Source organism: Streptomyces sp. NPDC049970, assembly GCF_040660235.1.
Lineage (GTDB): Bacteria > Actinomycetota > Actinomycetes > Streptomycetales > Streptomycetaceae > Streptomyces.
In genome coordinates, this window is the sequence record NZ_JBFALP010000001.1 from 1 (window position 1) to 23,998 (window position 23,998).

At 73.0% G+C, this 23,998-nt stretch carries 11 protein-coding genes; 3 read left to right on the forward strand and 8 right to left on the reverse strand.

What is annotated here, in order from left to right; genetic code table 11:
* Window positions 1-7 precede the first annotated feature (7 nt).
* Window positions 8-1,864, forward strand: a complete 1,857-nt coding sequence (locus tag AB0I83_RS00005) for a lantibiotic dehydratase (protein ID WP_363303424.1) — start codon at window positions 8-10, stop codon at window positions 1,862-1,864.
* Window positions 1,865-2,161: 297 nt separating this feature from the next.
* Here the strand turns inward: AB0I83_RS00005 and AB0I83_RS00010 are convergent, their stop codons facing one another.
* The 3 genes from AB0I83_RS00010 to AB0I83_RS00020 form a co-directional block, all read right to left on the reverse strand.
* Window positions 2,162-9,430, reverse strand: a complete 7,269-nt coding sequence (locus AB0I83_RS00010; protein ID WP_363302995.1) for an amino acid adenylation domain-containing protein — start codon at window positions 9,428-9,430, stop codon at window positions 2,162-2,164.
* Window positions 9,427-15,978, reverse strand: coding sequence for an amino acid adenylation domain-containing protein (locus AB0I83_RS00015; protein WP_363302996.1), 6,552 nt, complete (start codon window positions 15,976-15,978; stop codon window positions 9,427-9,429). Before AB0I83_RS00015 ends, AB0I83_RS00010 begins: the two co-directional genes overlap by 4 nt.
* 114 nt (window positions 15,979-16,092) lie before the next feature.
* A complete protein-coding gene (locus tag AB0I83_RS00020) occupies window positions 16,093-17,013 on the reverse strand; it encodes a TauD/TfdA family dioxygenase (RefSeq protein ID WP_363303425.1) in 921 nt (306 codons plus the stop codon).
* A 295-nt stretch (window positions 17,014-17,308) separates the two neighbouring features.
* Between AB0I83_RS00020 and AB0I83_RS00025 the strand changes: the two genes are divergently transcribed.
* Complete coding sequence (locus AB0I83_RS00025) at window positions 17,309-18,727, forward strand: MFS transporter (RefSeq protein ID WP_363302997.1); 1,419 nt, start codon at window positions 17,309-17,311, stop codon at window positions 18,725-18,727.
* Between the two features lie 106 nt (window positions 18,728-18,833).
* On the forward strand, window positions 18,834-19,253 hold the full coding sequence (panD, locus tag AB0I83_RS00030; protein ID WP_356537093.1) for an aspartate 1-decarboxylase: 420 nt from the start codon (window positions 18,834-18,836) through the stop codon (window positions 19,251-19,253).
* Window positions 19,254-19,401: 148 nt separating this feature from the next.
* Here panD and AB0I83_RS00035 read toward each other — a convergent pair whose 3' ends face one another.
* The 5 genes from AB0I83_RS00035 to AB0I83_RS00055 form a co-directional block, all read right to left on the reverse strand.
* Window positions 19,402-20,175, reverse strand: a complete 774-nt coding sequence (locus AB0I83_RS00035; RefSeq protein ID WP_356843918.1) for a response regulator transcription factor — start codon at window positions 20,173-20,175, stop codon at window positions 19,402-19,404.
* Window positions 20,172-20,792, reverse strand: coding sequence for a LuxR C-terminal-related transcriptional regulator (locus tag AB0I83_RS00040; RefSeq protein WP_363302998.1), 621 nt, complete (start codon window positions 20,790-20,792; stop codon window positions 20,172-20,174). Before AB0I83_RS00040 ends, AB0I83_RS00035 begins: the two co-directional genes overlap by 4 nt.
* Before the next feature lie 543 nt (window positions 20,793-21,335).
* Window positions 21,336-22,367, reverse strand: coding sequence for a 2,3-diaminopropionate biosynthesis protein SbnB (gene sbnB, locus AB0I83_RS00045; RefSeq protein WP_363302999.1), 1,032 nt, complete (start codon window positions 22,365-22,367; stop codon window positions 21,336-21,338).
* Complete coding sequence (sbnA, locus tag AB0I83_RS00050; protein ID WP_356537085.1) at window positions 22,361-23,527, reverse strand: 2,3-diaminopropionate biosynthesis protein SbnA; 1,167 nt, start codon at window positions 23,525-23,527, stop codon at window positions 22,361-22,363. Before sbnA ends, sbnB begins: the two co-directional genes overlap by 7 nt.
* Before the next feature lie 32 nt (window positions 23,528-23,559).
* A complete protein-coding gene (locus tag AB0I83_RS00055) occupies window positions 23,560-23,811 on the reverse strand; it encodes an MbtH family NRPS accessory protein (protein WP_356537084.1) in 252 nt (83 codons plus the stop codon).
* Between the last annotated feature and the right edge of the window lie 187 nt (window positions 23,812-23,998).

Genomic DNA, 23,998 nt, shown 5'->3' on the forward strand with positions numbered 1-23,998 from the left:
TGGTTCGGTGCGGGGGGTGGTGGTTGATCCTGGGGAGGGGTTGACGGCTTCGTCGTCGGTGTTCTTCTCGAGTTGGTCGATCGACGCGTTGGCGAAGACGTTGTCCGCGGACGAGCGCCTGATGGCCTGGATACCCCCACGACGGATGCCCTACATCCGAGCCGACTCCGACGAAGGCCCCGTCCGGATTCCCGGGCGTACCCCCCAGCAGGCGCCGCCGCGGCTGGTGGCCCTGCTCCGGCTGGCCGACGGCCGACGGTCGCCCGGCGAACTGGCCCGCGAGCTGGGCCTGACACCGGCGGAGGTGACCGCCGGGCTGACCGAGCTGGTCCGTCGCCGTTGGGTGACCTGGCGGTTGGAGGTTCCCTCCGGTGCCCGGCCGGAGCGTGAGTTGCGTGCGGTGCTGGAGCGGGTCGGGGACGCCGGTCTGCGGGAGCGGGTGCTGGAGCCGTTGGAGGTGCTGGAGCGGGGCCGTGACCGGGTGCAGGCGGCGGGGCGGGACGCCACCGCTCTGTGCGAGGCGCTGGCCGGGCTGGAGGAGGACTTCACCCGGATCACCGACACCGCCTCCCAGCGTGCCAAGGGCACCCGCACCGCCCCCAACCGCTCACTCGTCTACTCCGACACCCGACGCTCCGCCACCGCCCGAGTCGGCGCCGGGGTCCTGGACGCCATGGCACCGCTGGAACCGCTGATGAACAGCGCCGCCTGGCTGATGTCCCAGCTCGCGGCCCGGGTGGAACGCCGGGCGGAGGAGGTCTTCGAGGAGCTGGCAGCGTCCAGCGGCAGCACGGAGGAGGTCGACCTCGCGTCGTTCTGGTTCGCCTGCATGCCGATCCTGCACGGTGCCGCGGTCACCGACGCGGAGGAGGTACTGGCGGAGTTCCAGCGCCGCTGGGCGCGGATCATCCCCGTCCCGGACGACGCCGGACGCGTACAGGTGACGCACTCCGCGATCGCGGAACGGGCCGCCGAGGAGTTCCCGCCGGCACCCCCCGGCTGGACCGCCGCCCGCTGCATCAGCCCCGACGTGATGATCGCCGCCCGCGACGTGCAGTCGATCGACAACGGCGACTTCGACCTGGTGCTGGGCGAACTCCACCTCGCCTCCAACACGATGGGCGCCTCGCTCTTCGTCAACCAGCACCCGAACCCGGCGGAGCTCTTCGGGCTGACCGGACGGGACTTCCCCGCGCCCCGGCTGTTTCCGCTCCTGCCCAAGGAGCACACGTCACGACTGTCCATCCGGGTACGCAATGTCCTGGTGCGGCCGGAGGACTACTACATCGCGCTGCGGGAGCTGACCGCCGACCCGCACCGGGACCGCACCGTGCTCAGCGCCGACGCCCGGGTCACCCGGCGCCGCGGCCGGCTGACGGTGCTGCTCCCGGACGGCGCCGAGTTCGCTGTCACGGACGTGTTCGGCCATGTGCTGACCACCCTGGCCATGGACATGTTCCGGCTGCTCCCCGACGCGGATCATGTGCCGCGGGTGGCGGTGGACAAGTTGGTGGTGAGTCGGGAGTCGTGGCGGTTCACGGGTGGGGATCTGGAGTTCGCGGCGGAGAAGAGTGAGGCGCGTCGGTATGTGCGGGCGCGCAACTGGCGTAGTGGGCTCGGGTTGCCGCGCTATGTGTTCGTGGTGTCGCCGACCGAGCCGCGTCCGTTCTACGTGGACTTCGACGCGCCGGTCTACGTGAACATCCTTGCCAAGGCGGCCCGGCGGCTGGCCCGGAAGGACCCGGAGGCGAAGCTGACGATCACGGAGATGCTCCCGACGCCGGAGCACGCCTGGCTGACCGACGACCAGGGCAACGCCTACACCTCCGAACTCCGCTTCGTCGCCGTCGACCAGCACGACTGAGAACACGCGAACTCCCTGACGGGGTGTCCGGCCGCAGAGGCCGGGCACCCCGTCAGTCGTGTCCGGCCTCGTTCACGGGGCCGGACACGACCCTCGGGTCCGACCGCCGGTGAGAGAGCGGGCTTCTCCGGGGGGCCGACAGGGGCACCTGGGAGCAGCCGTCCCGATGCCACAGGGTGACGTCGCCGGGCACCGAGGGGGCCGGCGGGCTGGCGGATCGCCCCTCGAACCCGGTCCGGGCAGCAGTGAGCCCGGCCGGGGCGGCCCGGCCGGGCTCCGTGCGCCGTCTCGTGAGGATCAGCCGAGCAGTCCGGCCAGGGTGTCGGCCAGCGAGGTGACATGCGGGAGGCGCATGACGCCGAAGTGGTCACCGGGAACCCGGTGGGCCTCGACCGATGCGTTCAGTTCCCGCCAGCGGTCCAGATACTCCTGGTAGGTCTGACCGAGGGCCACCTCGTGCTCCCCGCGGGCGAGTTCGTCACTGATGAGCAGATGAAGGGCGCCGGGGTAGTAGCGGTGCCGGTAGGTGAGCGTCATCTCCATCACCTCGCGCCAGATCCGGGCGGACGGCAGCCACACGTCGGCACCGTTCCGCTCGGGGAGCACGATCCCGGTCACCGGGTCGGCGTCGTCCACCAGGTGGTTCAGCAGCTTCAGGATCTCGCCGCGCAGCGGACCGGTGTCGTCCTCCGGCCCGGCCGCCGCGAGTTCCTCGAGCCTGGCTGTGCAGCTCTCGATCAGCCGGAACTCGTCCCACAGGCCCTGCCGCTCATGGCTGTCCAGGCCCGGGTCGAGCAGGATCAGGGTCACCTCCTCACCGTCCGCCCTGAGCCGGTCCGCCACCTCGACGGTGATCCCGCTGCCGCCGCACCAGCCGAGCAGCCGGTAGGGGCCGTGGGGGCGTGCCTGCCGGATCTCGGAGAGATACCGTCCGGCCATCTCCGCGGCGGTGGGCACCGGCCGGCCGGGGCCGGACTGGAGCCCGGGCCACTCCAGGGCGGCGACCGGCAGATCCGCGTCCAGGTGCGGGATCAGCCGCTGGTACCAGTGGGCGCTGCCGCCACCGGGATGGACGCAGAACAGCGGGGCCTGTCCGCCTTCCCTGCGCAGCCACATCAGGGCACTGCGAGCACCGTCGCCCGTGTCGCCGCGTTCCGCCGCGGCTGCGACGGCGTCCAGGGTCTGGTGCTCGACGAAGGCCCGCACGGTCAGTTCCAGGCCGTGGCGTTCGCGCAGCAGCGCGATCGCCCGCAGGATCAGCAGGGAGTGCCCGCCGAGCAGGAAGAAGTCGTCGTGGGCGCCGACCCGCTCGACGTCCAACACCTCCGCCCACACCTCGGCCAGAGCCCGCTCGGCGGCGGTACGCGGTGCCACCGGCCCGCCGTCCGTGCCGGTGCGCTCGGGTGCGGGCAGGGCGGCGCGGTCCAGCTTGCCGTTGGCGTTCAGGGGCAGCTCGTCCAGCCGGACCCAGGCGCTGGGCACCAGGAAGGCGGGGACCCGTCGGCGCAGCACGGATCGCAGGGCAGCCGGGTCGAAGGCCGTGTTTCCGTCCAGGGCGACGTAGCCGACCAGCTGCTTGTCGCCGTCGGGCCCCGGACGCACGGCCGCCGCGGCGCCGCGCACCCCGGGCAGATCGTTGAGGCCGGCGTCCACCTCGCCGAGTTCGATGCGGTGGCCGCGCACCTTGACCTGGTGGTCGCGTCGGCCCAGGAAGTGGATCACGCCGTCCGGGTCCTGACGGACCAGGTCTCCGGTCCGGTACAGCCTGCCGCCCGGCCGGCTGCCGGTGGGGTCGGGAACGAAGCGGTCGGCGGTCATCGCGGGCCTGCCCAGGTAGCCGCGGGCGACCCCCGGTCCGCCGAGCAGCAGCTCTCCGGCGACACCGTAGGGCACCGGATTCAGGTCCTCGTCGGTGACCAGCGCGGTGGTGTGCGCGATCGGCGGGCCGATGGGGATGGGCCGGGCCGTCTGTTCCGCGGTGATGGCGTGCTGCGCGGTGCTGAAGGTGGTGCACTCGGTCGGCCCGTACACGTTGCTGACCGGGATCCCGTGGGAGAGCGCGGTCCGTACCCGGCCCGATGAGAGCACGTCTCCGCCGGACAGCAGCGCACGCAGCCCGGTCAGGGCCTCGGGGCAGCTCTCCACCATCAGATGGAAGAGGCTGGTGGTGAGGAACGCGACGGTGACCCGGTGCTCGCGCAGGACCTCGGCGATGACCGCCGTGGTGGGCGTGCCGGGCGGGGTGAACGCCAGCCGGCCGCCGTTGCCCAGCGCTCCCCACATCTCGAAGGTGGAGGCGTCGAAGGCCAGGGGGGAGACCACCAGGACGGTGTCCTGGGGGCCGAGCCCGGCGTGGCTCTCGTCGTGGACCAGACGCACGATGTTGCGGTGCGTGACCTGGACCCCCTTGGGCCGACCCGTCGACCCCGAGGTGTAGATGACATAGGCGGTGTTGTCCGGAGAGAGCGCCGATACGGGGTCGGTCTCCGGCTGTGCCTCGAGTTCGGCCCGGTCCGCGTCGAGCAGGACGGTCCGAGGGCCGTCCGCGAGCAGTCCGGTCAGACGGTCGGCGAGACCGCTGCGGGTGACCAGCAGCCCGGCGCCGGAGTCGGAGAGCAGATGGCTGATCCGCTCCTCGGGGTACTCCGGATCGATCGGCACGTAGCATCCGCCCGCCTTCACCACGCCGAGCAGGGCGATCACCGTCTCCGGACCGCGTTCCAGGCACACCGCGACGGGGTCCTCGGTGCGTATCCCACGAGAACGCAGCATGTGGGCGAACTGGTTGGAGCGGGAGCGGAGTTCACCGTACGTGACGGTGGAGTGCGCGTCGGCCAGCGCCGTGTCGTCCGGCCGTGAGTGACGGTCGATCATCTCCGGCAGGGTCATGCCGGGGGGCAGCGGCCGGGCATCGGGGGCGACGGCCGGCGCCGTCAGCAGCGGCGCGCCGAAGGCGGCGGGGGAGGTCTCCGGCCGCTCGGCCATCGTCCGCAACACCTCGACGAAGGTGGTCGCCATGGCCTCCAGCCGGCTGCGTCCGGCCCAGCCCGGACGGCACGTCATCCGCAGCTCGCCGGGGAAGGTCCAGACGTCGAAGGTGAACTCGTTGGGGCTGCTGTCGGTGACGGTGTCCGGCGCCGTTCCCGGAGTGTCCAGCACGTGGAAGTCGAGATAGCCGAAGACCACGTCGACCAGCGGGACGCCGGTGCCCCACTCGCGCTGCATGGCAGGCAGGGGATAGCGGCGGTGCGGCCAGACGGCCGCCTCCTCGGTGAAGACCGAGCGCAGCAGCTCCTCCCAGCTGTGCCGGTCCAGATCCACCGCGAACGGCACGGTGTTGAGGTACATACCGCGCACCTCGTCCCCGTCCGGCAGCTCGGGGCGGCCGTTGCAGACCGCACCGGCGAAGAAGCGTTGCTGCCCGGAGATCATCCCGAGCAGTTTCAGATGGGCGGCGTACAGCACCGTCTTGAGTGAGGTGCCGGTGCGGGCGGCGAGTCGGCGCAGCGCGGGGTCCAGGGCGGCCCAGGAGACGCGGACCTCGTGGGCGGGGCCTCCTGACTCGTCGAGCGCGGTGGGCGCGGGCAGCTCCAGCCGGGGGAAGTCGCTGATCCGCCCCTGCCAGAAGGCGCGGTCCTCCGGGGAAGTGAGCGCCTGCTGCTCCAGCGCGATGAAGTCGGCGTAGCGGGCGCGGGGCGGCGGGGTGACGGCGCAGTCGGCGTCGTCCCGGACGCGGCCGTAGTCGGTGCGGATCTCCTGGATCACCGAGTGATGGCTCCATCCGTCCAGGATGGCGTGGCACTCGGTGTGGGTGAGGGTCCAGGTGCGCTCCCCGGTGCGGTGCACGTGGTACCGCAGCAGCGGGGCGCGTTCCAGGTCGAACGGCACGCGCTGCTCGGCGGCACGGAACTCCGCCAGGGCGGAACGCTGTCCGTCGGGCTCCAGCCCGCGTAGATCCGTGAACCCGACCTCTGCCTCGGCCCGCCGGTGCACCAGCTGGAGCGGCCCGGAGAAGCCGGACAGCCGGAAGGAGGTGCGCAGGATCTCGTGCCGGTCGACGAGCCGCCTGACCGCCTCGCGCAGCGCGGGAAGGGAGAACGGCCCGTCGTCGGTGAAGTGGAAACTGCTGACGTTCTGGTAGGTGTTGCTCTCCGGATCGGCCAGCAGTTCGTAGACCATGCCGGCCTGGACCTCGCCCAGCGGGTAGGCATCGGCCAGCCCGTCCGGCAGCCGCTCCCGGTCGGCCGGTCCCAGTTGGGCGAACGGCTCCACCAGCTGGTGCCGCTGTCCGGTTGCGCCGGCCTCGGCTGCCACGGTGGCCAGCCCCGCGACGGTGGGATGGGTGAACAGGTGCTGCACGGACAGGGCCAGACCCCGGCCCTGGAGGGCTCCGACCGCGCGGATGGCGCGGATGGAGTCGCCACCGAGGTCGAAGAACCGGTCGTGCACACCGACCTGGTCCATGTCCAGCGCGGCAGCCAGCTCCTCGGCGATCGCCCGCTCCACCGGGGTGCGGGGTGCGGTGTACTCCCCGTCGCGGCTGTCGCGGGTGCGGTCCGGGGCGGGCAGCGCCTTGCGGTCCGTCTTGCCGTTCGCGGTCAGGGGGAGTGCGTCCAGCACCATCCAGTCGCCGGGCACCATGGCGTCCGGCAGCCGCTCCCGCAGCCAGGTCCGGATCTCGTCGGTGTCGGGCGCGGTGGCGACGTCGGTCGCGGTGACCGGTCCGGGACGGCCGGTCAGATAGGCCACCAGCCGCTCGTCGTGCACGGCGACGGCGGCCGTGGCGACCGCGGGGTGCTCGTGGAGCACCGCCTCGATCTCGCCCGGTTCGATGCGCTGGCCCCGGATCTTCACCTGGTGGTCCAGGCGGCCCAGGTAGTCGATGGAACCGTCCGGAAGGTAGCGGGCCAGGTCGCCGGTGCGGTAGAGCCGCGCCCCCGGTGCACCGCCGAAGGGGTCGGGGACGAACCGGTCGGCGGTCAGTGCCGGCCTGCCGAGGTAGCCTCGCGCCAACTGGACTCCGCCGAGCAGGAGTTCGCCCGGTACGCCGACCGGCACCGGGCGCAGCGCCGCGTCCACGATGTAGGTGCGGGTGTTGGCGACGGGCTTTCCGATGGTGACCCGCTGTCCGGGGACGCAGCGGGCGCTCGTGACGTCCACGGCGGCCTCGGTCGGGCCGTAGAGGTTGTGCGGGGTCACGCCGAGACGTTCGGCCGAGGCGGTGACCAGGTCACCCGGCAGCGCCTCGCCGCTGCACACGATGCGGCGCACCGAGGGCAGCCGGGTCCCGGGACCGGAGAGGAAGGCGCGCAGCATGGACGGGACGAAGTGCAGGGTGGTGACGGACTCCTCGGCGATGGTCCGGGCCAGGTAGTCGGGGTCGCGGTGGCCACCGGGGCGGGCCATCACCAGGGTGGCGCCGGTGGCCACCGGCCAGAAGAACTCCCAGACCGAGACGTCGAAGCCCATGGGCGTCTTCTGGAGCACGCGGTCGGTGGCGTCGAGGCCGAACTCCTCCTGCATCCAGCGCAGTCGGTTGACGATCGCCCGGTGCTCCACCAGCACGCCCTTGGGGCGTCCCGTCGACCCGGAGGTGTAGATGACGTAGGCGGCGTCGTCGGGGCCGGGTGCGGCGGCGGTGTGCGCGTCCGCCCGGGTCGGGGAGCCGCCCGGGAACAGCCCGCCGCGTCCCAGGGAGAGTACGGCCACGTCCGCCGGGGTGTCGCCGGCCTGTCCGGCGTCGCCGCCGGTGAGCAGGATCCGGGCGCCGGAGTCGGTCAGCATGTACCGGCGCCGCTCGGCGGGGAGCTCCGGCTCCAGCGGCAGATAGGCGCTGCCCGCCTTGAGTACCCCGAGAAGCGCCACGAGCAGCTCCCGGGAGCGGTCCAGGCACACCCCGGTGACGGTGCCGGGGCCCGCGCCGAGCGCGAGCAGTTCGGCGGCCACCGCGTCCGCCCGGCGGTCCAGTTCCGCGTAACTGAGCTCGCCCGCCTCGTCGGTGACGGCCACGGCCTGCGGGGTGGCCGCCGCCTGAGCCTCGAACATGCCGTGCAGGGTGCCGCCGGGAAAGCGGGTGGCGGTGTCGTTCCAGTCGTGCAGTACCTGCTGCCGCTCCGGCTCGGACATCAGTTCCAGTCCGGTGACCGGAGCGTCCGGATCGGCGACGGCGGAGGCCAGCAGCCGGGTGAAGTGGCCGGCCATGCGTTCGGCGGTGGCCGGGTCGAACAGCGCGGTGGCGTAGTTGAGTCCGCCGGAGAGCGAGCCGTCCGGCCGCTCGGTGAGGCTCAGCGTCAGATCGAACTTGGCGGTGGTCTCGCCGACCGCCGTCGGATCCACGGTCAACGTCCCCTCGGCGCTGTCACCGGTCCGGGCGGCGTCCTGCCCGCCGGCACCCTCCCAGAGGAACATCGTGGCGAAGAGAGGGGTGCGGGACGGGTCGCGTTCCGGGGCCAGTGCGTTGACCAGCCGTTCGAAGGGCACCTCCTGGTGACCGTAGTCGTCCAGCGCGCCCTCCCGCAGCCGGGTCAGCACCTCGGCGAATCCGGGGTCGCCGGACAGATCCGTGCGCAGCACCAGGGTGTTGAGGAAGAGCCCCAGCATCTCCTCGGTCTCCGGCCGGTCCCGGCCGGAGACCGGGGTGCCGACCGCGATGTCGCCGCTGCCGGTGTAGCGGCTCAGCAGCACCTGGAAGGCGGCGAGGCAGGCCATGAACGGGGTGGCGCCGTGCTCGTGCGCCAGCCTGGTGAGAGCGGCTGCCACTTCGGCGGGCACGGTGAACGGTACGACCGCCCCGCTCTCCTCGCGCACCGCCGGGCGGGGGCGGTCGGTCGGCAGTTCCAGCGGGGCGAGCCCGGCCAGCCGGTTCCGCCAGTAGCCGAGCCCTTCGTCCAGCCGCTCCTCGGTGAGCCGTCCGCGCTGCCACACCGCGAAGTCCGCGTACTGGAGGGCCGGCGGCGGGGGTGGCGGCAGCTCCTGGCCGGCCAGCCGCCGGTACTGCTCGGTCACCTCGCGGACCAGCAGGTCCTCCGCCCGGCCGTCCGCCGCGATGTGGTGCACGGTCGTGAAGAGCATGTGCTCCTCGGGCGCGCACCGGGCCAGTACCGCACGGAGCACCGGTCCGGCGGCCAGGTCCACCGGTTGCCGCTCCGAGGTGCCCAGCGCGGCCAGGCGGCGGGCCCGGGCAGCCGCGTCCAGCCCGGTCAGATCGGTCTCCGTGAGCTCCACCGGCGCGGGCGGGTCGATCACCTGGGAGGGTCTGCCGTCGACGACCGGGTAACGGGTGCGCAGCACCTCGTGCCGTGCCACCACGGCGTCCAGTGCTCCGCGCAGTGCCCGGACGTCCAGGGGGCCGCGCAGCCGCAGTGCGGACGTCATCAGGTACGTGGTGGTGTCCGGGCTCAGCCGGTCCAGTACCCACAGCCGCTGCTGGGCGAAGGAGAGCGGGAGCGGTCCGCCGCGCGGTGCGGCGGAGATGCCGTCGGCCGGGGACGGTGCCGCGGTGCCCCGCAGCCGCTGGTTCAGCAGCAGGGCCCGGAGTGCGGTGGGATCGAGAGTCTGGTGCGTCATCGTGCGCCTTCCCGGGTCAGGAGTTCCGCGACCTCGGCGTCGGAGAGCTGGTCGATTGCGGCCTCGACGGCCTCGGTCACGGCCGCCGCGAGGGCGGCGACCGTGGTGTCCTCGAAGAGCCGGCGCAGCGGTAGGTCCACCGCGAACGTCTCCCGGATCCGGGCGAGCACCCGGGTTGCCAGCAGCGAGTGGCCGCCCAGGACGAAGAAGTCGTCCTCGACGCCGATCCGTTCGATGCCGAGCGTCTCGGCCCAGATCGCGGCCACCGTCTCCTCGGCGGGGTCCCGGGGCGCCACGTAGGCGCGTTCGGTGGAGGCGGTCGGCGCAGGCAGCGCCTTGCGGTCGATCTTCTGGCTGGAGGTCATCGGCAGGGCGTCCAGGGCGGTCCACAGCGCCGGGACCATGTACTCCGGCAGCCGGTCCCGCAGATGATCGCGGAGCCGGGCCGGGTCCGGGGCGGCGGCGCCGTCCCGGCCGGTCACGTAGGCGGCCAGCTGACGGTTGCCCGGGGTGATCTCGGGCGCGGTGACGGCCGCCGCCCCGACGCCGGGGTGCCCGGTGAGCGCGGCCTCGATCTCGCCGAGCTCGATACGCAGCCCGCGGATCTTGACCTGCTGGTCGATCCGGCCCAGGAACTCCAGGGTGCCGTCCGGGCCGTACCGCACCAGGTCGCCGGTCCGGTACAGCCGCTCGCCCACGCCGCCGAACGGGTCGGGCACGAACTGCTCGGCGGTCAGCTCCGGCCGCCGGTGGTAGCCGCGGGCCAGGCGGACGCCGCCGACGCAGAGTTCGCCGGGGACGCCGAGCGGAACCGGGCGCTGCCCGGAGTCCAGCACGTAGGCGCGGGTGCCGGCGAACGGACGGCCCAGCGGCATGGACGCGGTGTCCCGCCGCCCGTCCCGCTCGCCGCTCCCGGTGTGCAGCAGGCAGGTGACGGTGGCCTCGGTGGGGCCGTAGCAGCAGACGAACCGGCCGGGCAGCCCGCTGTCGTTCCACAGCCGGGCGTCGGCCACGGTGACCACGTCGCTGCTGAGGTTGATCAGCTTCAGGCCGGTGAGCATCCCGGTGTCGTAACTCATCGCCTCCCGGTAGTAGGCCGGGGTGGTCTCCATGACGGTGACCCCGTGCTCGGCGAGTCGGGCCGGGAGTTCGGCCGGGTTCCAGAAGAGGGGGTCGGCGATCACCACGGCGGCGCCGGTCAGCAGCGGGGCGGCGATCTGCTCCATCGAGACGTCGAAGGTCAGCGAGGAGAGCTGGACCACCCGCTCACCGGGACCGATGCCGTAGGCGTCGGCGGCGACCCGGCAGTGGTGGGCGTAGGCCCGGTGGTCGATCATCACCCCCTTGGGGCGGCCGGTGGAGCCCGACGTGTAGATGACGTAGGCGAGATGGTCCGGGGACACGGGGAACTCCGGTGCGCCGGGCGGCACATGGGCGCCGTCGTCCGCGCCGTCGTCGACGACCAGCAGCCGGAAGCCGCCGGTGAAGGAGTCCGCGCGGTCGGCGGTGGTGACCACGACCGCCGCACCGGCGTCCTCCAGGGTCTGGGCGAGGCGCCGCTCCGGATGCCGTGGGTCGAGCGGTACGTACACCGCGCCCGCACGCAGAACGCCGAGCAGCGTCACCACGGCGTCGATGCCGCGCTCCTGGCAGGAGGCCACCACGGTCTCGGGGCCGGCGCCCAGCGCGCGCAGCCGACGGGCGAACCGGGCGGTCCGTGCCTCGAGACCGGCGTAGCTGAGCTCCTGGGCGCCGAAGAGCAGGGCGGTGGCGTCAGGCGTGCGGGCGGCCTGCCGGACGAAGAGCTCCGGTACGGTCAGGGCCCGTTCCGCCTCGGGATCGATCGCGGGCAGCCTCGCCGAGTGCGGGTCGGGCCAGCTGTCGAGCAGTTGCCGCCGCTCCGCCTCTGGCATCAGCTCCAGCTCGGACACGGCGGTTGCGGGCGCGTCGGTCACGGACTCCAGCAGCCGCAGGTAGTGGGTCGCAATCCGCTCCACCGTGGCGCGGTCGAAGAGCGCGGTGGCGTACTCGAACCAGCAGTGCATCCGCCCGTCCGGGCGCTCTTTCACCGTCAGGGTGAGGTCGAACTTCGCCGTCGCGGGGCCCGCGTTGAGCGGATCGGCGGTCAGCCCGCCGAGGGTGGCGGTGAGCCCGCCCATGTGCTGGTGCTCGAACATCACCTGGAACAGGGGGTTACGGGAGAGGTCGCGGTCAGGTCGCAGTTCGTCCACCAGGTGTTCGAACGGCACTTCCTGGTGCGCGAACGCCTCCAGGCAGGCACCCTTCACCTGCGACAGCAGTTGCGCGAAGGCCGGGTCTCCGCCCAGATCGGTCCGGATGACCAGACTGTTGACGAAGAGGCCGAGCATCCCTTCGGTCTCCTCCCGGGTACGCGCGGCCACCGGGACGCCCACCGCGATGTCCGTGCGTCCGGTGTAACGCCCCAGCAGCACCTGGAAGGCGCTGAGCAGGGTCATGAAGGGAGTCGCTCCGTGCCGGGCGCCCAACTCGGTCAGAGCGCGGCCGGTGGCCTCCGGGACATCCACGATGACGGTGTCGCCGTCGGCGTCGCGCGCGGCCGACCGGGGACGGTCGGAGGGCAGCTCGACGGGGGTGAGGTCGCGGAGGCGCCCGAGCCAGTGGTCGAGGTGGCGCCGGGTGTCGGGGCTGTCCTCCCGCCGACGCTGCCAGGCGGCGAAGTCGGCGTACTGGACGGGCCCGGGGCGCAGCGGCGACGGCTGCCCGGCGGCGAGCGCGGTGTAGGCGGTGTCCAGATCGCGGAGGAACACCTTGGTCGACCAGGCGTCGAAGGCGATGTGATGAGCGGCGAGCGCCACCCAGTGGTCCACGGGCGAGGCGCGGACCACCGTCACCCGCAACGGGTGCTCGGCGGACAGGTCGAAGGGGCTGCTCAGCGCCTCGTCCAGCAGCGTACGCGCGCGGCCGTCCAGGGTGTCCGCGGTGTCGCCCGCGCCCTCGCTGAGGTCGACCAGGCGGAAGGCCACCGGGGTCGGCGGGTCGATGAGCTGGACGGGGCTGCCGCCGTGGTCCGCGTACCGGGTGCGCAGCACCTCGTGGACCCGGACCACCTCGTCCAGGGCCCCGCGGAACGCGGCGGTGTCCAGCGGACCCCGTAGCCGCAGTGCCAGCGGGATCAGGTACTCCTGGCCGGCGGGCTCCAGCTGGTCCAGGAACCACATCCGCTGCTGTCCGAAGGAGAGGGGCATCTCGCCGTCACGGGGCACCGGCACGACGGCATCGCCGCTGCCGCCGGTGTTGTCCGCGCCCGCGGTGTCCTCGGCGGCACCGCCGGTGTGTGCCGCGACGGCGGCGTCGATGCGGGCCGCCAGAGCCGAGGCGGTGCGGTCGGCGAAGAGTTCGGCGACGGTCAGGTCGATGCCGAAGGCACGGCGCAGCCGGAGAACGAGCCGGATCGCGAGGAGGGAGTGGCCGCCGAGGGTGAAGAAGTCCTCGTCGGTCCCGGGCCCGGGGATCTCCAGGACCTCGGACATGGCCTCGGTGACGGCTCGCTCGGTCGCCGTCCGGACGGCGGTGTGTTCCTTCGCCGGCCCGTGGGCCGCCTGCGCCGGGTGTTCCGGTGCGGGCAGTGCGCGCCGGTCCACCTTGCCGCTGGCGGTCAGCGGCAGGGCGTCCAGCAGCACCAGCCGGGACGGCACCACCGCCGCCGGCAGACGCTCGGCCAGACGGGCCAGCAGGTCCGCCCGCAGTTCCGCCGCCTGGGGAGCGAGGCCGCCGTGGGTCTGCGGGGCGGAAGGCACGGCGTAGGCGGTCAGTTCGAGTTCGCCGTGCGCGCCCGGCCGGGCGACGACGGCCGCGGCGGCCGCCCCGGGATGGGTCAGCAGCACCGCCTCGACCTCGGCCGGTTCGACCCGTACGCCATGGATCTTGACCTGGTCGTCCGCCCGGCCCAGGAACTCCAGGGTGCCGTCGGCCCGCCAGCTCACCAGGTCACCGGTGCGGTACCAGCGTCCGCCGGGCACGGAGGCGTACGGGTCGGGCGCGAAGCGTTCGGCGGTCTGCCCGGGGCGGCCCAGATACCCGCGAGCAAGTCCGACGCCGCGGACGCAGAGCTCACCGGGGACCCCGATCGGGACCAGGAGGTCTCCCGCGCCCACCACGGACACCCCCACGCCGGGCAGGGGGCCGCCGATGGCGACCGTGCCGGAACCGGGCAGGCCGACGCCCGTGTAGCGGTGGGCCGTCGAGTCGATGGAGCACTCGGTGGGGCCGTAGGTGTTGGAGATCTCCACCCCGGGCACGGCGGCGCGCAGCTCCTCGCACAGATCCGCGGACAGCGGCTCGCCCGCGGAGCTGACCAGTCGCAGTGCGGTGCAGTGGGCCAGGGCCGGTTCCTGGACCAGGAGCCGCAGCACCGAGGGCACCAGTTGCAGCAGCGTGACCCGGTGGCGGGCCATGGCGGCGGCCATCACCGACGGGTCACGGTGCGCGTCGGCGGGGGCCGTCACCACGGTGCCGCCGGAGACCAACGGCGAGAGGAACTCCCACATGGAGGCGTCGAACCCGATGGTGGTCTTCTGCAGCAGCCGGTCGGCGGCGGTCATCGCGTAGCGCTCCACCGACCACAGCACCCGGTTGCGCAGACCGCCGTGCGTGACCACCACACCCTTGGGAGTGCCGGTGGATCCCGAGGTGTAGATCAGGCAGGCCGCGTCGTCCGGGCCGGCCGGGTAGGGGAGGACACCGGGCGGCGCGATGGCGGCGGCCCCCGCCGCAACCGACCACTCGCCTTCCCGGGCGAGCACGACGGGGTTACTCGCGAACCGATCGCGCAGGGCCTGCTCGGTGAGCACGAGGCCCGCTGCGGAGTCCGTCAGCAGGAAGTCCCGCCGGGCGTCCGGGAGATCGGGAGCCAGAGGTACGTAGACGCCACCGACGGCCAGGACCGCCAGCACCGCGGACACCAGCGCCGGGCCCCGGTGGAGGCTGACCGCGACCGGGTCGCCCGGTCGTATCCCGGCGTGGCGCAGACGCCCGCTCAGAACGGCCACCTGTTCGACCAGTTCGGCGTAGGACAGGCCGCCGACGTCATGGGCGACGGCCACCGCCCCGGGAGTGGCTGCCGCGCGGTCCAGCACCAGCTGGACCAGACCGCGGCCCGAGCGGTCCTCCCCGGCGGGGCGGGCCCCGCCGTCGCCCCAGGCGGTGAGCACGGCGCGCTCCTCGGGGGAGGCCGGCTCCAGCCGGTCCACCGGCGTGTCCGGGCCGGCGACCACCTGGTCGAGAAGGTGCAGGAAGTTCTCCGCCATCCGCTCGATCCGGTCCCGGTCGAACAGCGCCGTGGGGTAGATGAACTCACCCGCGATGCTGCCGTCGGGACGCTCGGTCAGGTGCAGGGAGAGGTCGAAGGCGGAGCTGCGCGCGCCGGTGTCGGCCCGGCTGACCTCCAGACCCGGGAGCGAGAACGGGATGCGGTGCGCGTTGTGCAGCGCGAAGCCGGCCTGGAAGACCGGGTTGCGGTTGGTCTCCCGCTCCGGGGCCAGGGCGGCGACCACCCGTTCGAAGGGCACCTCCTGGTGGCTGTAGGCGTCCAGGGTCGTGTCCTTCACCCGGGACAGCAGCCCACGGAAGTCCGACGCCCCGTCCAACTCGGCCCTCAGCACCACGGTGTTGAGGAACATGCCGACCAACTGCTCCAGCCGGGCGTCGTTCCGGTCGGCCAGGGAGACGCCGACCGCGATGTCGGGCCTGCCCGAGTACCGGGCCAGCAGCAGCTGATAGGCGGTCAGCCCGGCCATGAAGAGTGTGGCGCCCTGCTCCTTGGCGAGCGCCGTGAAGCGGGATGCCAACGGGCCGGGCACGGTGAAGCCGACGGTGTCCCCGGTCGCGTCCCACACCGCCGGACGCGGCCGGTCGGTGGGAAGCTCCAGCGGAGAGGTCCCCGCCAGCTGTTCCCGCCAGTAGTCGAGCTGCCGCCCCATCCGCTCCGGCTCCGCCCGCCACCACTCGCGCTGCCACTCCGCGTAGTCCGCGTACTGGAGCTCCAGCGGCTCCAGCGGAGAGACGTCACCGGTCGCGAACGCCCCGTACAGCACTCTCAGTTCGTCGGCGAGCAGGCCCCAGGACCAGCCGTCGAAGGCGATGTGGTGGAAGGTGAGCAGCAGAGCCGACTCCTCCGGTGCCAGCCGGACCACCGCGACCCGCCAGGGATGGTCCCGGCGCAGATCGATCGCCGTACGGGCACGGGCCGCCACCACCGCGCGCAGGCCCTGTTCCCGCCGGTCGTCGGGTACGCCGCTGAGGTCGGTGAACTCGGGTTTCACCGGCTCCGGTTCGTCGATGACCTGGACGGCGGAGCCGTCCTCGTCGACGTACCGGGTGCGCAGCACTTCGTGCCGGGCGGCTATCTCGGTGAGCGCGGCGGTCAGGGCCTCGGTGTTCAGCGTGCCCCTGATCCTGAAGGTCTCGTGCATCAGGTACTCGGCGGCGTCACCCGACCTGAGCTGGTCGAGCAGCCACAGCTGTTCCTGTGCGAAGGACAGCGGATAACCGCCGTCGACGGTTGCCATCGGTCGTGTCTCCCTGGGGCGAGTGGTGGTGAGGGCCGGTACGGGCGGTGGGCGGCGGGTGTACGAGTCCGGTCACGGCAGGAGCGCGGGCCGGTGCCGCCGGCGCGGGAGCGGTCAGCCCTGCTCGACCGGTCCGCTGGAGGGCTCAGCCATCGCGACGGCGATCTTCCGGGGGCCGGTGAACGGCTCCCGGGCGTGCGCGGCGAGCATGTTGTCCACGACGAGCACGTCGTCCCGCTGCCAGTCGAAGCGTCGCTGCTCGGCGCGGTAGCAGTCCCGCAGATGGGCCACCACCTCGTCGGGCACCGGGGCGCCGTCGCCGTAGTAGGTGTTGGTCGGCAGGTCCGCCTCGTCGTACATCTCCCGCAACGCGGCGCAGACATCGGGCTGGAGCGTGGTGACGTGGAAGAACGTCAGGTGGTTGAACCACACCCGCTCCCCGGTGACCGGGTGCTGGTGCACTGCCTCGCGGCGGGCGCGGGTGCGCAGGCCCCCGGCGGTCCACTCGGCGGTCACACCGTTGCGCGCGCAGTACGCCTCGACCTGTGCGCGGTCCCCGGTGTTGAAGGCGTGCTGCCAGGGAACACCGAATCCCTCGGTGAAGTTGCGCACCACCATCCAGCCGCGGGCGGTGAACTCCTCCCGCACCTCCGGGTCGATGGCGGCCAGTACACGCCGGGTGTCGGCGAGCGGAGTGGAGCCGAGGGTGTCGGGCGGGGTCACGCAGAGGAAGAACAGGGTCAACGGCCATGTGGCCTGGTAGGAGTTCTCGTTGTGGAGGAAGATCTCCTCCGACGGCGGATAGTCGGTCGAGGTGTAGACCTGGCCCTTGATGGTGGACCGCGGCGAGGAGCGCTCGGCGTACGTCAGCGGCTCGCCGCCCACGGTCCGCACCGTCCGCTCGAAGCCGTCCACTCCGTCCTGGCCGAAGCCGCGCAGCAGCACGGCGCCGTGCTCACGCAGCCGGGCGCGGATCTCGGGTCGGGCGGTGGCCAGTTGGGCCGCCGGAGAGCCGCCGCCGGGCGCCGCGGCGATCAGATGGGGAAGCGTCTGTCCGGACGCCTGCCGCTCGGCGGCTGCCGGCGCGAACAGCGCTGAAGGGTTCGCAGTCATCCCGTCAGGGTCGGCGCACCCGGCTCGCCCCGGCAGAGAACAACCGGCGGAGTCTCCGGCAGCGCGGGTGTACTCCTTTCTGCGCGTCCTTCCCTGGGCCCGCCCGCCGGTGCCGGGCACGCTGACGGCACCGTGCAGCTCGTCCGGCCAACCGGTGTGCCGAGCATTCCGTGCGGCTGTCGAGAGGACTCCCATGTCGGAGCGAAGGGACGAGCCCATGAGCACGGTGGCCGACGACGCCCGTGCCGTTCCCGAGGTGCCGCCACTGCGGCGCAACCGGGACTTCCTGCTGCTGTGGAGCGGTTCGGCGGTGGCGATCATCGGCTCCACGGCGTCCACCGTGGCCTATCCGCTGCTGGTGCTGGCCGTGACGGGCTCTGCGTCCGCCGCCGGGCTGGTCGGCTTCGTTGTGCTGCTCCCTGCGCTGCTCCTCCAGCTCCCGGCCGGCGTGCTGGTCGACCGCTGGAACCGCAAGCGGGTGATGATCTGGTGCGACGCCCTGCGGGCGGTCGGCGCCTCCACCGTCGTGCTGGCGCTGCTCGCGGGCGAACTGCGCCTGGCACATGTGCTGGTGGTCGGCTTCGCGGAGGGCACGCTCACCGTGCTCAACGGTCTGGCCTCCACGGCCGCGGTGCCCAACGTGGTGCACCCGAGCCAGCTCTCGGTGGCGCTCGCAGGGAACGAGGCCCGCGGTAGGGCAGCCACCATGATCGGTACCCCGCTGGGCGGCATCCTCTTCGGCCTCGGCCGTGCGGTGCCCTTCGTGCTGGAGACCTTCGCCTACCTGGTGTCGCTGGTGTCCCTGCTGTGCATCCGGAAGGACTTCCAGGCGGCCCGCCCTGGTGAGGCCGCCCGCGCGGAGGCCGCTGCGGGCGGCGGTGTGGCGGCGGACAGCCGCCGCACCCGGGTCCTGCGGCAGGCCGGCCGGATGGTCGAGGGGCTGGTCTGGCTCTGGAAGCGGCCGCTGCTGCGCACCACGGCCCTGCTGGTGGCCGGGAGCAATCTGCTCTTCCGCGCGCTCTTCCTGGTGATGATCGTGCTGCTCGCCGAGGAGGGCGCCGCCCCGGCCGCGATCGGCCTGCTGATCGGCGTCGCGGGGGCCTGCGGAATGCTCGGCTCGCTGGTCGCCGGCTGGTGCGGACGCCGCCTGAGGATGAACGCCCTGGTGATCAGCGCCAACTGGGTCTGGGCGCTGCTCATGTGCGTGCTGGCCTTCGGCGGCGGACTGTGGCCGGCCATGATCGCCTACACGGCGATGTGGTTCGTGGGACCCATCTGGAACGTGGCCGTGGGCAGCTACCAACTCGCCGTCACCCCCGACGAGCTGCGCGGCCGGGTGCTGAGCGCCTCCAGCCTGCTGGCCAACGGGGCGCTGCCGCTGGGCGCGCTGGCCGGCGGCCTGCTCCTGGACGGCCTGGGCGTACGAGCGGCGGCCGCGGTGCTGGCCGGGTGGATGGTGCTGATGGCGCTGGCAGCCACCCTCGCCGGACCGGTACGCCGGGCCACCATGGTCGTGGTCGGCGACCCGCCCGCGCCGTCCGCGGCCACCTCGCCCTCCCGGACCCGGCACGACCCGGGCCCGGACGTCCCCCTGCCCGAGCCGTCCGCGCCCGTAGCGGCGGCGGACTCGCGCTGAGGTGCCGGGCACCCGCCCGGCCCCGGTACCGCGGCCGCACCCGACCCTGACGGCGGTGCGTCCGGACATCTCCCGCCGAACCACTCAGTCAGATGGAGACAACGCCATGCTGCGCACCATGTTCAAGTCCAAGATCCACCGGGCGACCGTCACCCAGGCGGATCTCCACTACGTCGGTTCGCTCACGATCGACGAGGACCTGATGGACGCCGCCGATCTGCTCCCCGGCGAGCAGATCCACATCGTCGACATCACCAACGGCGCGCGCCTGGAGACCTATGTGATCCCCGGGCAGCGCGGCACCGGCGTCATCGGCATCAACGGCGCGGCGGCCAGGCTCGTGCAGCCGGGCGACCTCGTCATCATCATCTCCTACGCCTCCGTGACGGACGCCGAGGCCAGGGCGCTGGTACCCCGCGTCGTCCACGTGGACCAGCTCAACCGGCAGGTCCTGGAGACCGGTTCGGACCTGGCGGAGCCGGTCCCCGGCAGCGGCACGCTCCGCGGCGATCTCGTCCGGCCGTAGCACCGAGGCCGGCTACCGGTTCCCAGGGGTTACTGCCCGTGGGAAGCGGTACCCGGCCGGACGAGCCGGATCGCCACCGGCGCCGGTCCCCCTGGCACCGGCAGGGCGCGGTCCCGTGAACAGGTGGGAGACAGGCGGTGCGGACCGGTCAGATCAGACCGGTCCGCACCGCTCGTGCGACCGCGTGGGCGCGGTTGCGCGCCTGGAGCCGGGCCATCAGCTCGTAGATGACGTTCTTGACGGTGTGCTCCGAGCAGGACAGCAGACGGGCGATCACCGCGTTGCCGTGGCCCTCGGCGACCAGGGTCAGCACCACCGCCTGGCGCGGCGTGAGCGGTGCCGCCGCGTTCGGCACCCGGACCGTGTCGGAGGCCGCGACCACCGGCCTCCCAACCGCGTGCTGGGGGCCGCCCAGCAGGCGGACCAGCACACCGTAGGGCAGCCGCCCGTCGCCGTGCCGGGCGGAGTGCACGGCGGCCACGAGCTGCGCCGGGCTGGCGTCGGCGGCTCGCAGGATCGTCCGGGCACCCGCCCGTACCGCCCGCAGCACACCGTCCGGGGACACCAGATGGGCGGCCACCAGTACGCCCTGCCCGTCCTGCTCCGGGGATCCCGGAGCCGGGCACGCCTCCACCGCCTCGTCGACGGTACGGCCGGCGGCCAGGAGCACCGTCCCGGGGTGCGCCTCCGCCCGGTCGGCGACCGGGATCCCGGCGCCGGCCAGCCGCTGGTGCCAGGACCGGCGCAGGGCGTCGTCCTTGGCCCGCACATGGACGCGTACCGGTCCGTGCGGATGCGGGACACGGCCGCCAGGAAGGGCGCCGGACGGAAGCCTGCCGGGCAGCCGCGGGCGGTCCTGGGCGTAGTCGTCCGGTGAGTGGAGCTCGCGGGCCGACCTGCCGTACGGCGTCACCGTGTTCACAGCAGGCCCGCCCGCAGCGCGTAGGCGACCGCGTGGGCGCGGTTCTTCAGCCGGAACCGCTGCGTGATGTCGTGCAGCACCGTGGTCACCGTCCGTACCGAGTAGGAGAGCTCGTTCGCTATCTCGCTGGTCTCGCGCCCGTCCGCGACCAGCCGCAGCACCGCACGTTCACGGTCGCTGAGCCCGGCCACGCCCCAGGCGTCCGGAACGTGCGAGGCGGCGCCCTCCGCGCGGTGCTCCAGCAGTCCGTCCAGCAGGTCGGGCGGTACGGCGCAGTCACCGCCCGCCGCGGCCAGCACGGCGTGCGCCAGCCGTGGGCCGCTGGTAGCACGGCGGCGCAGCAGGCCCCGCGCGCCCGTGGCGATGGCGTGCAGTGCTTCCGCCGGGGCCAGCTCGGCGGCCACCAGGACGACCTCCGGCCGGTGTTCGGCGGCCCGGATGCGGCGCACCAGATCAAGAACCGGGTCGGCCACCCGGTCGACCACCACCACCGTCACGTCCGGCCGCTGCTCCTCGGTGACCGGGCGCACCTCCGGACTGTCCTCCAGAGCGCTTCGCGTGCCCGCCTCGAGGACCGGGTCCAGCGCCATGACGCTTACTCGCACCGGCTCTTGCATAGGTACTCCCTCTCGGTTCTGCTGGCTCTCGCCAGTGACACCGATCATGGGAAACTCGGCCGCGCCCGGCATCGGTGCGCCACACCCAGATTTACGCCGTCGTCTCGGCCCGGGGACCTCGGGGCCTCCCGCCGCCGGGCGAGGGACGGGCCGATGCGGCGGGGAAGCGCCGCGCCCGGCCCGCCCGAGGCCGTGCCCTGGACGGAGTACGGCCTCGGCAGCGTCCGCTACCGAGGCCGTGCACCGCCCCGCCCCCGCGCTGACCTGCCCAGGAGCGATCTTGCGGGGAGGGGTGGGTAGGACGTGCGGCAATAATGGGGGATCTTCCCCCATGCGGCCCTCGTCGGAGCCGTGCCGGTGTGCCCGGTGCGGCTCCGACGAGGGCACTCGTGGGTCCGGACAGAGGCCGGTGCGACTCAGGCCGCCGATACCCGTGGGTACGGAGCGAGACCGGCCGACAGTGCCGCTCCCGAGGTGGGCGCCCGCCCCGGGCCACCCGGCAGGCGGGCCACCCGGCGGCATGGTGGCCCGCCAGCCAGCCGGTCAGCCGGCCGCGGTCGCCCCGGAGTCGTGTGGTTCCGGGAGGAAGCCGGTGACCTCGGTGCCGATGCCCGCCGCCCGGGCCTCGCTCAGCACCAGTCCGGCCACCGCCAGGTCCAGCACCCCGAGCCCGAACGGAGAGAAGAGCGTCGGGCGTCGCTCGTCGCGATGGGCCGGTGACTCCGCCCGCAACAGCTCCCCGAGGGTGGCGTGGATGAAGGAACGGTCACCCACCCGGGTCTCCGCCAGATGCACCGAGGTCGCCGCCCGGCAGACGTGGTCGGCGTCGTCCACCACGTTCACGGCGTCCAGCACGCCCTCCACCGTGACGTCCCGCAGCGAGACATGGAGCACCAGGGTGCCGGGCCGGCAGCCGCGCAGGTCCAGATAGGGCACGCCCGCAGTGGTCGCCAGGCTCACCAGCCGGTGCGCGCCCAGAGCCGCCTCGGCGCTCTCCGCCACCCGCACCACCCGACCGTCTGCGCCGAACTCCGCGGCGCTACGGGCGCGGAAGGCCTCCGCCCTGTCCGCGTCCAGATCGAAGACGGTGATGTCGGCCAGTTCGGGCCGTACCGCCAGCAGGAAGCGCAACACCTCGAAGTTGATCACACCGCAGCCGATCAGCGTGACGCCGGTCTCCCGGCCGTCCGCGGGCGGCAGTGCGGCGGCGGCGAGAGCGGCACTGGCCGCGGTGCGGCGGGCGGAGATGGTGGAACCCTCCACCAGCGCCACCGGCCGGCCGGTCCGCATCGAGTTGAGGATGATCGCCGCGGAAGCGCGTTCCAGGCCCTCCGCGACGTTCCCGGGGAAGGAGGCGATCCACTTCATCCCGGCCAGCGGCGCCGGTCCGCCCAGGTAGGCGGGCAGCCCGATGATCCGGTTGCGGGTGTCGTCGGGGAACCGGAGGAAGACCGAGTGCGGCAGTGAGGTCTGCTCGTCGGCGTGGCGCAGGTACGCCTCGCGCACCGCGTTCAGCACCTCCTTCTCCCGGCCGTCCAGAATCCTGCGGACGTCTCCGTTGCCGAGCGTCAGCATGAAGCCACCCCTGCCGTCCCGCTGTTCACTGCCACTGTCCCCTCGGCCACTTCGGCCCCCTCGGCCTTCCACAGATGGGTGACCTCGCCGAACTTGGCCTTCACCCATGCGTCGTCGTAGATCGTGTTCAGGTAGCGCTCGCCACGGTCCGGCATGATCAGCACACACGAGGAGCCGTCCGGGATTCGCGGGCTCAGCTGTTCCAGCGCAGTGGCGACCGCGCCGGAGGAGCCGCCGAGGAGCAGCCCCTCGCGCAGCGCCAGACGGCGGCAGCCCACCAGACTGTCCAGATCGCTGACATGCAGTACGTCGTCGGCGAGCCCGCTCCGGTAGAGCTGCGGGCGGACCGCCGCGCCATGGCCGGGAATCAGCCGGCGCCCCGTCGGCGGTCGGAAGATGGCACTGCCCTCGGCGTCGACGGTGACCACCCGGGTCGGCAGTCCCTGCGCGCGAATCCAGTCGCCGCAGCCGCGCAGGGTGCCGGAGGAGCTGATGGTGCAGAACAGGTAGTCCGGCGCCCCGCCCAGGTCCTCGGTGATCTCCTTCATGGTGATCCGGTGGGCCCACGCGTTGCGGGGATTGGCGTACTGGTTGGGCCAGTACGCCCCGGGCAGCGCGGCCACCAGTTCCCGCACCCGGGCGATCCGCACCGGCTGGAACTCGCCGGACACCGGATCGCCTTCGGTGACCGTGTGCACCTCCGCGCCGAGCGCCCGCATGATCGCGATGTTCTGCGGATTGGTACGCGGATCCACCACGCAGATGAACCGCAGGTCCAGGGCGCGGCAGGCCTGCGCCATGCCCACGCCGAGGTTTCCGGAGCTGGACTCGACCACGGTCCCGTGGCCGGGCACCACCGCGCCGGTGGCGACGGCATGGCTCAACATGGTGTACGCGGAACGGTCCTTGATGCTGCCGCCGAGGCTGACCGACTCCAGCTTGGCCCAGACCCGGAAGCGGGCGCCGGGCAGCAGCCGGGTCAGTTCCACCAGCGGCGTCCCGCCGACGGCGGACAGCGCCCCGGTACGGTCCGCGCCGTACTCGCTGGGTGCGGGACCGGACAGGTCGGTGGCGTCGGGCGGTGCGGCTTCCTCGGCCTTGGGCTGGTCCGCCCTCGCCACGAGGGCCGGCCGGGATCTCGGCTGGGAGACGGAGTTCATCGCCGGGCTTCCCCTCAGTGTCGGTAGGCGGATCAGACCGGGGTGCTCTGCAGTCCGCTCCGACCGGCCGCCGCCCCGGCGGCCTCGCTCTCCATCCGGCGGCGCAGGCCGGCCGGACGCATGTCCGTCCAGACCCGGCCGATGTGGTCCAGGCACTCCTGCTTGGTGCCCTCGGTGCCTTCGGCCCGCCAGCCGGCGGGCAGCTCCCGTTCGGCCTGCCAGATCGAGTACTGCTCCTCGTCGTTGAGCACGACGCGGAAGACGCTCTCGGTGTGGTCGGACATCGCCGTCTCTCCTCGGTCGGTGGGGGCGCCGCAGTCGGTACCGGTGCCAGCCCGAGCGTGCCCGTCGGCGGCGGCCGGCCGTAGAGACAAACGGGCAGTGGTGAAGGCGGCGGAGACCCGCTGTTCCTTCCTCCCACACCCTGAAGCCCGGTGGCCCGCGGGACCCGGATCGGTCCGTGCTCCCTGC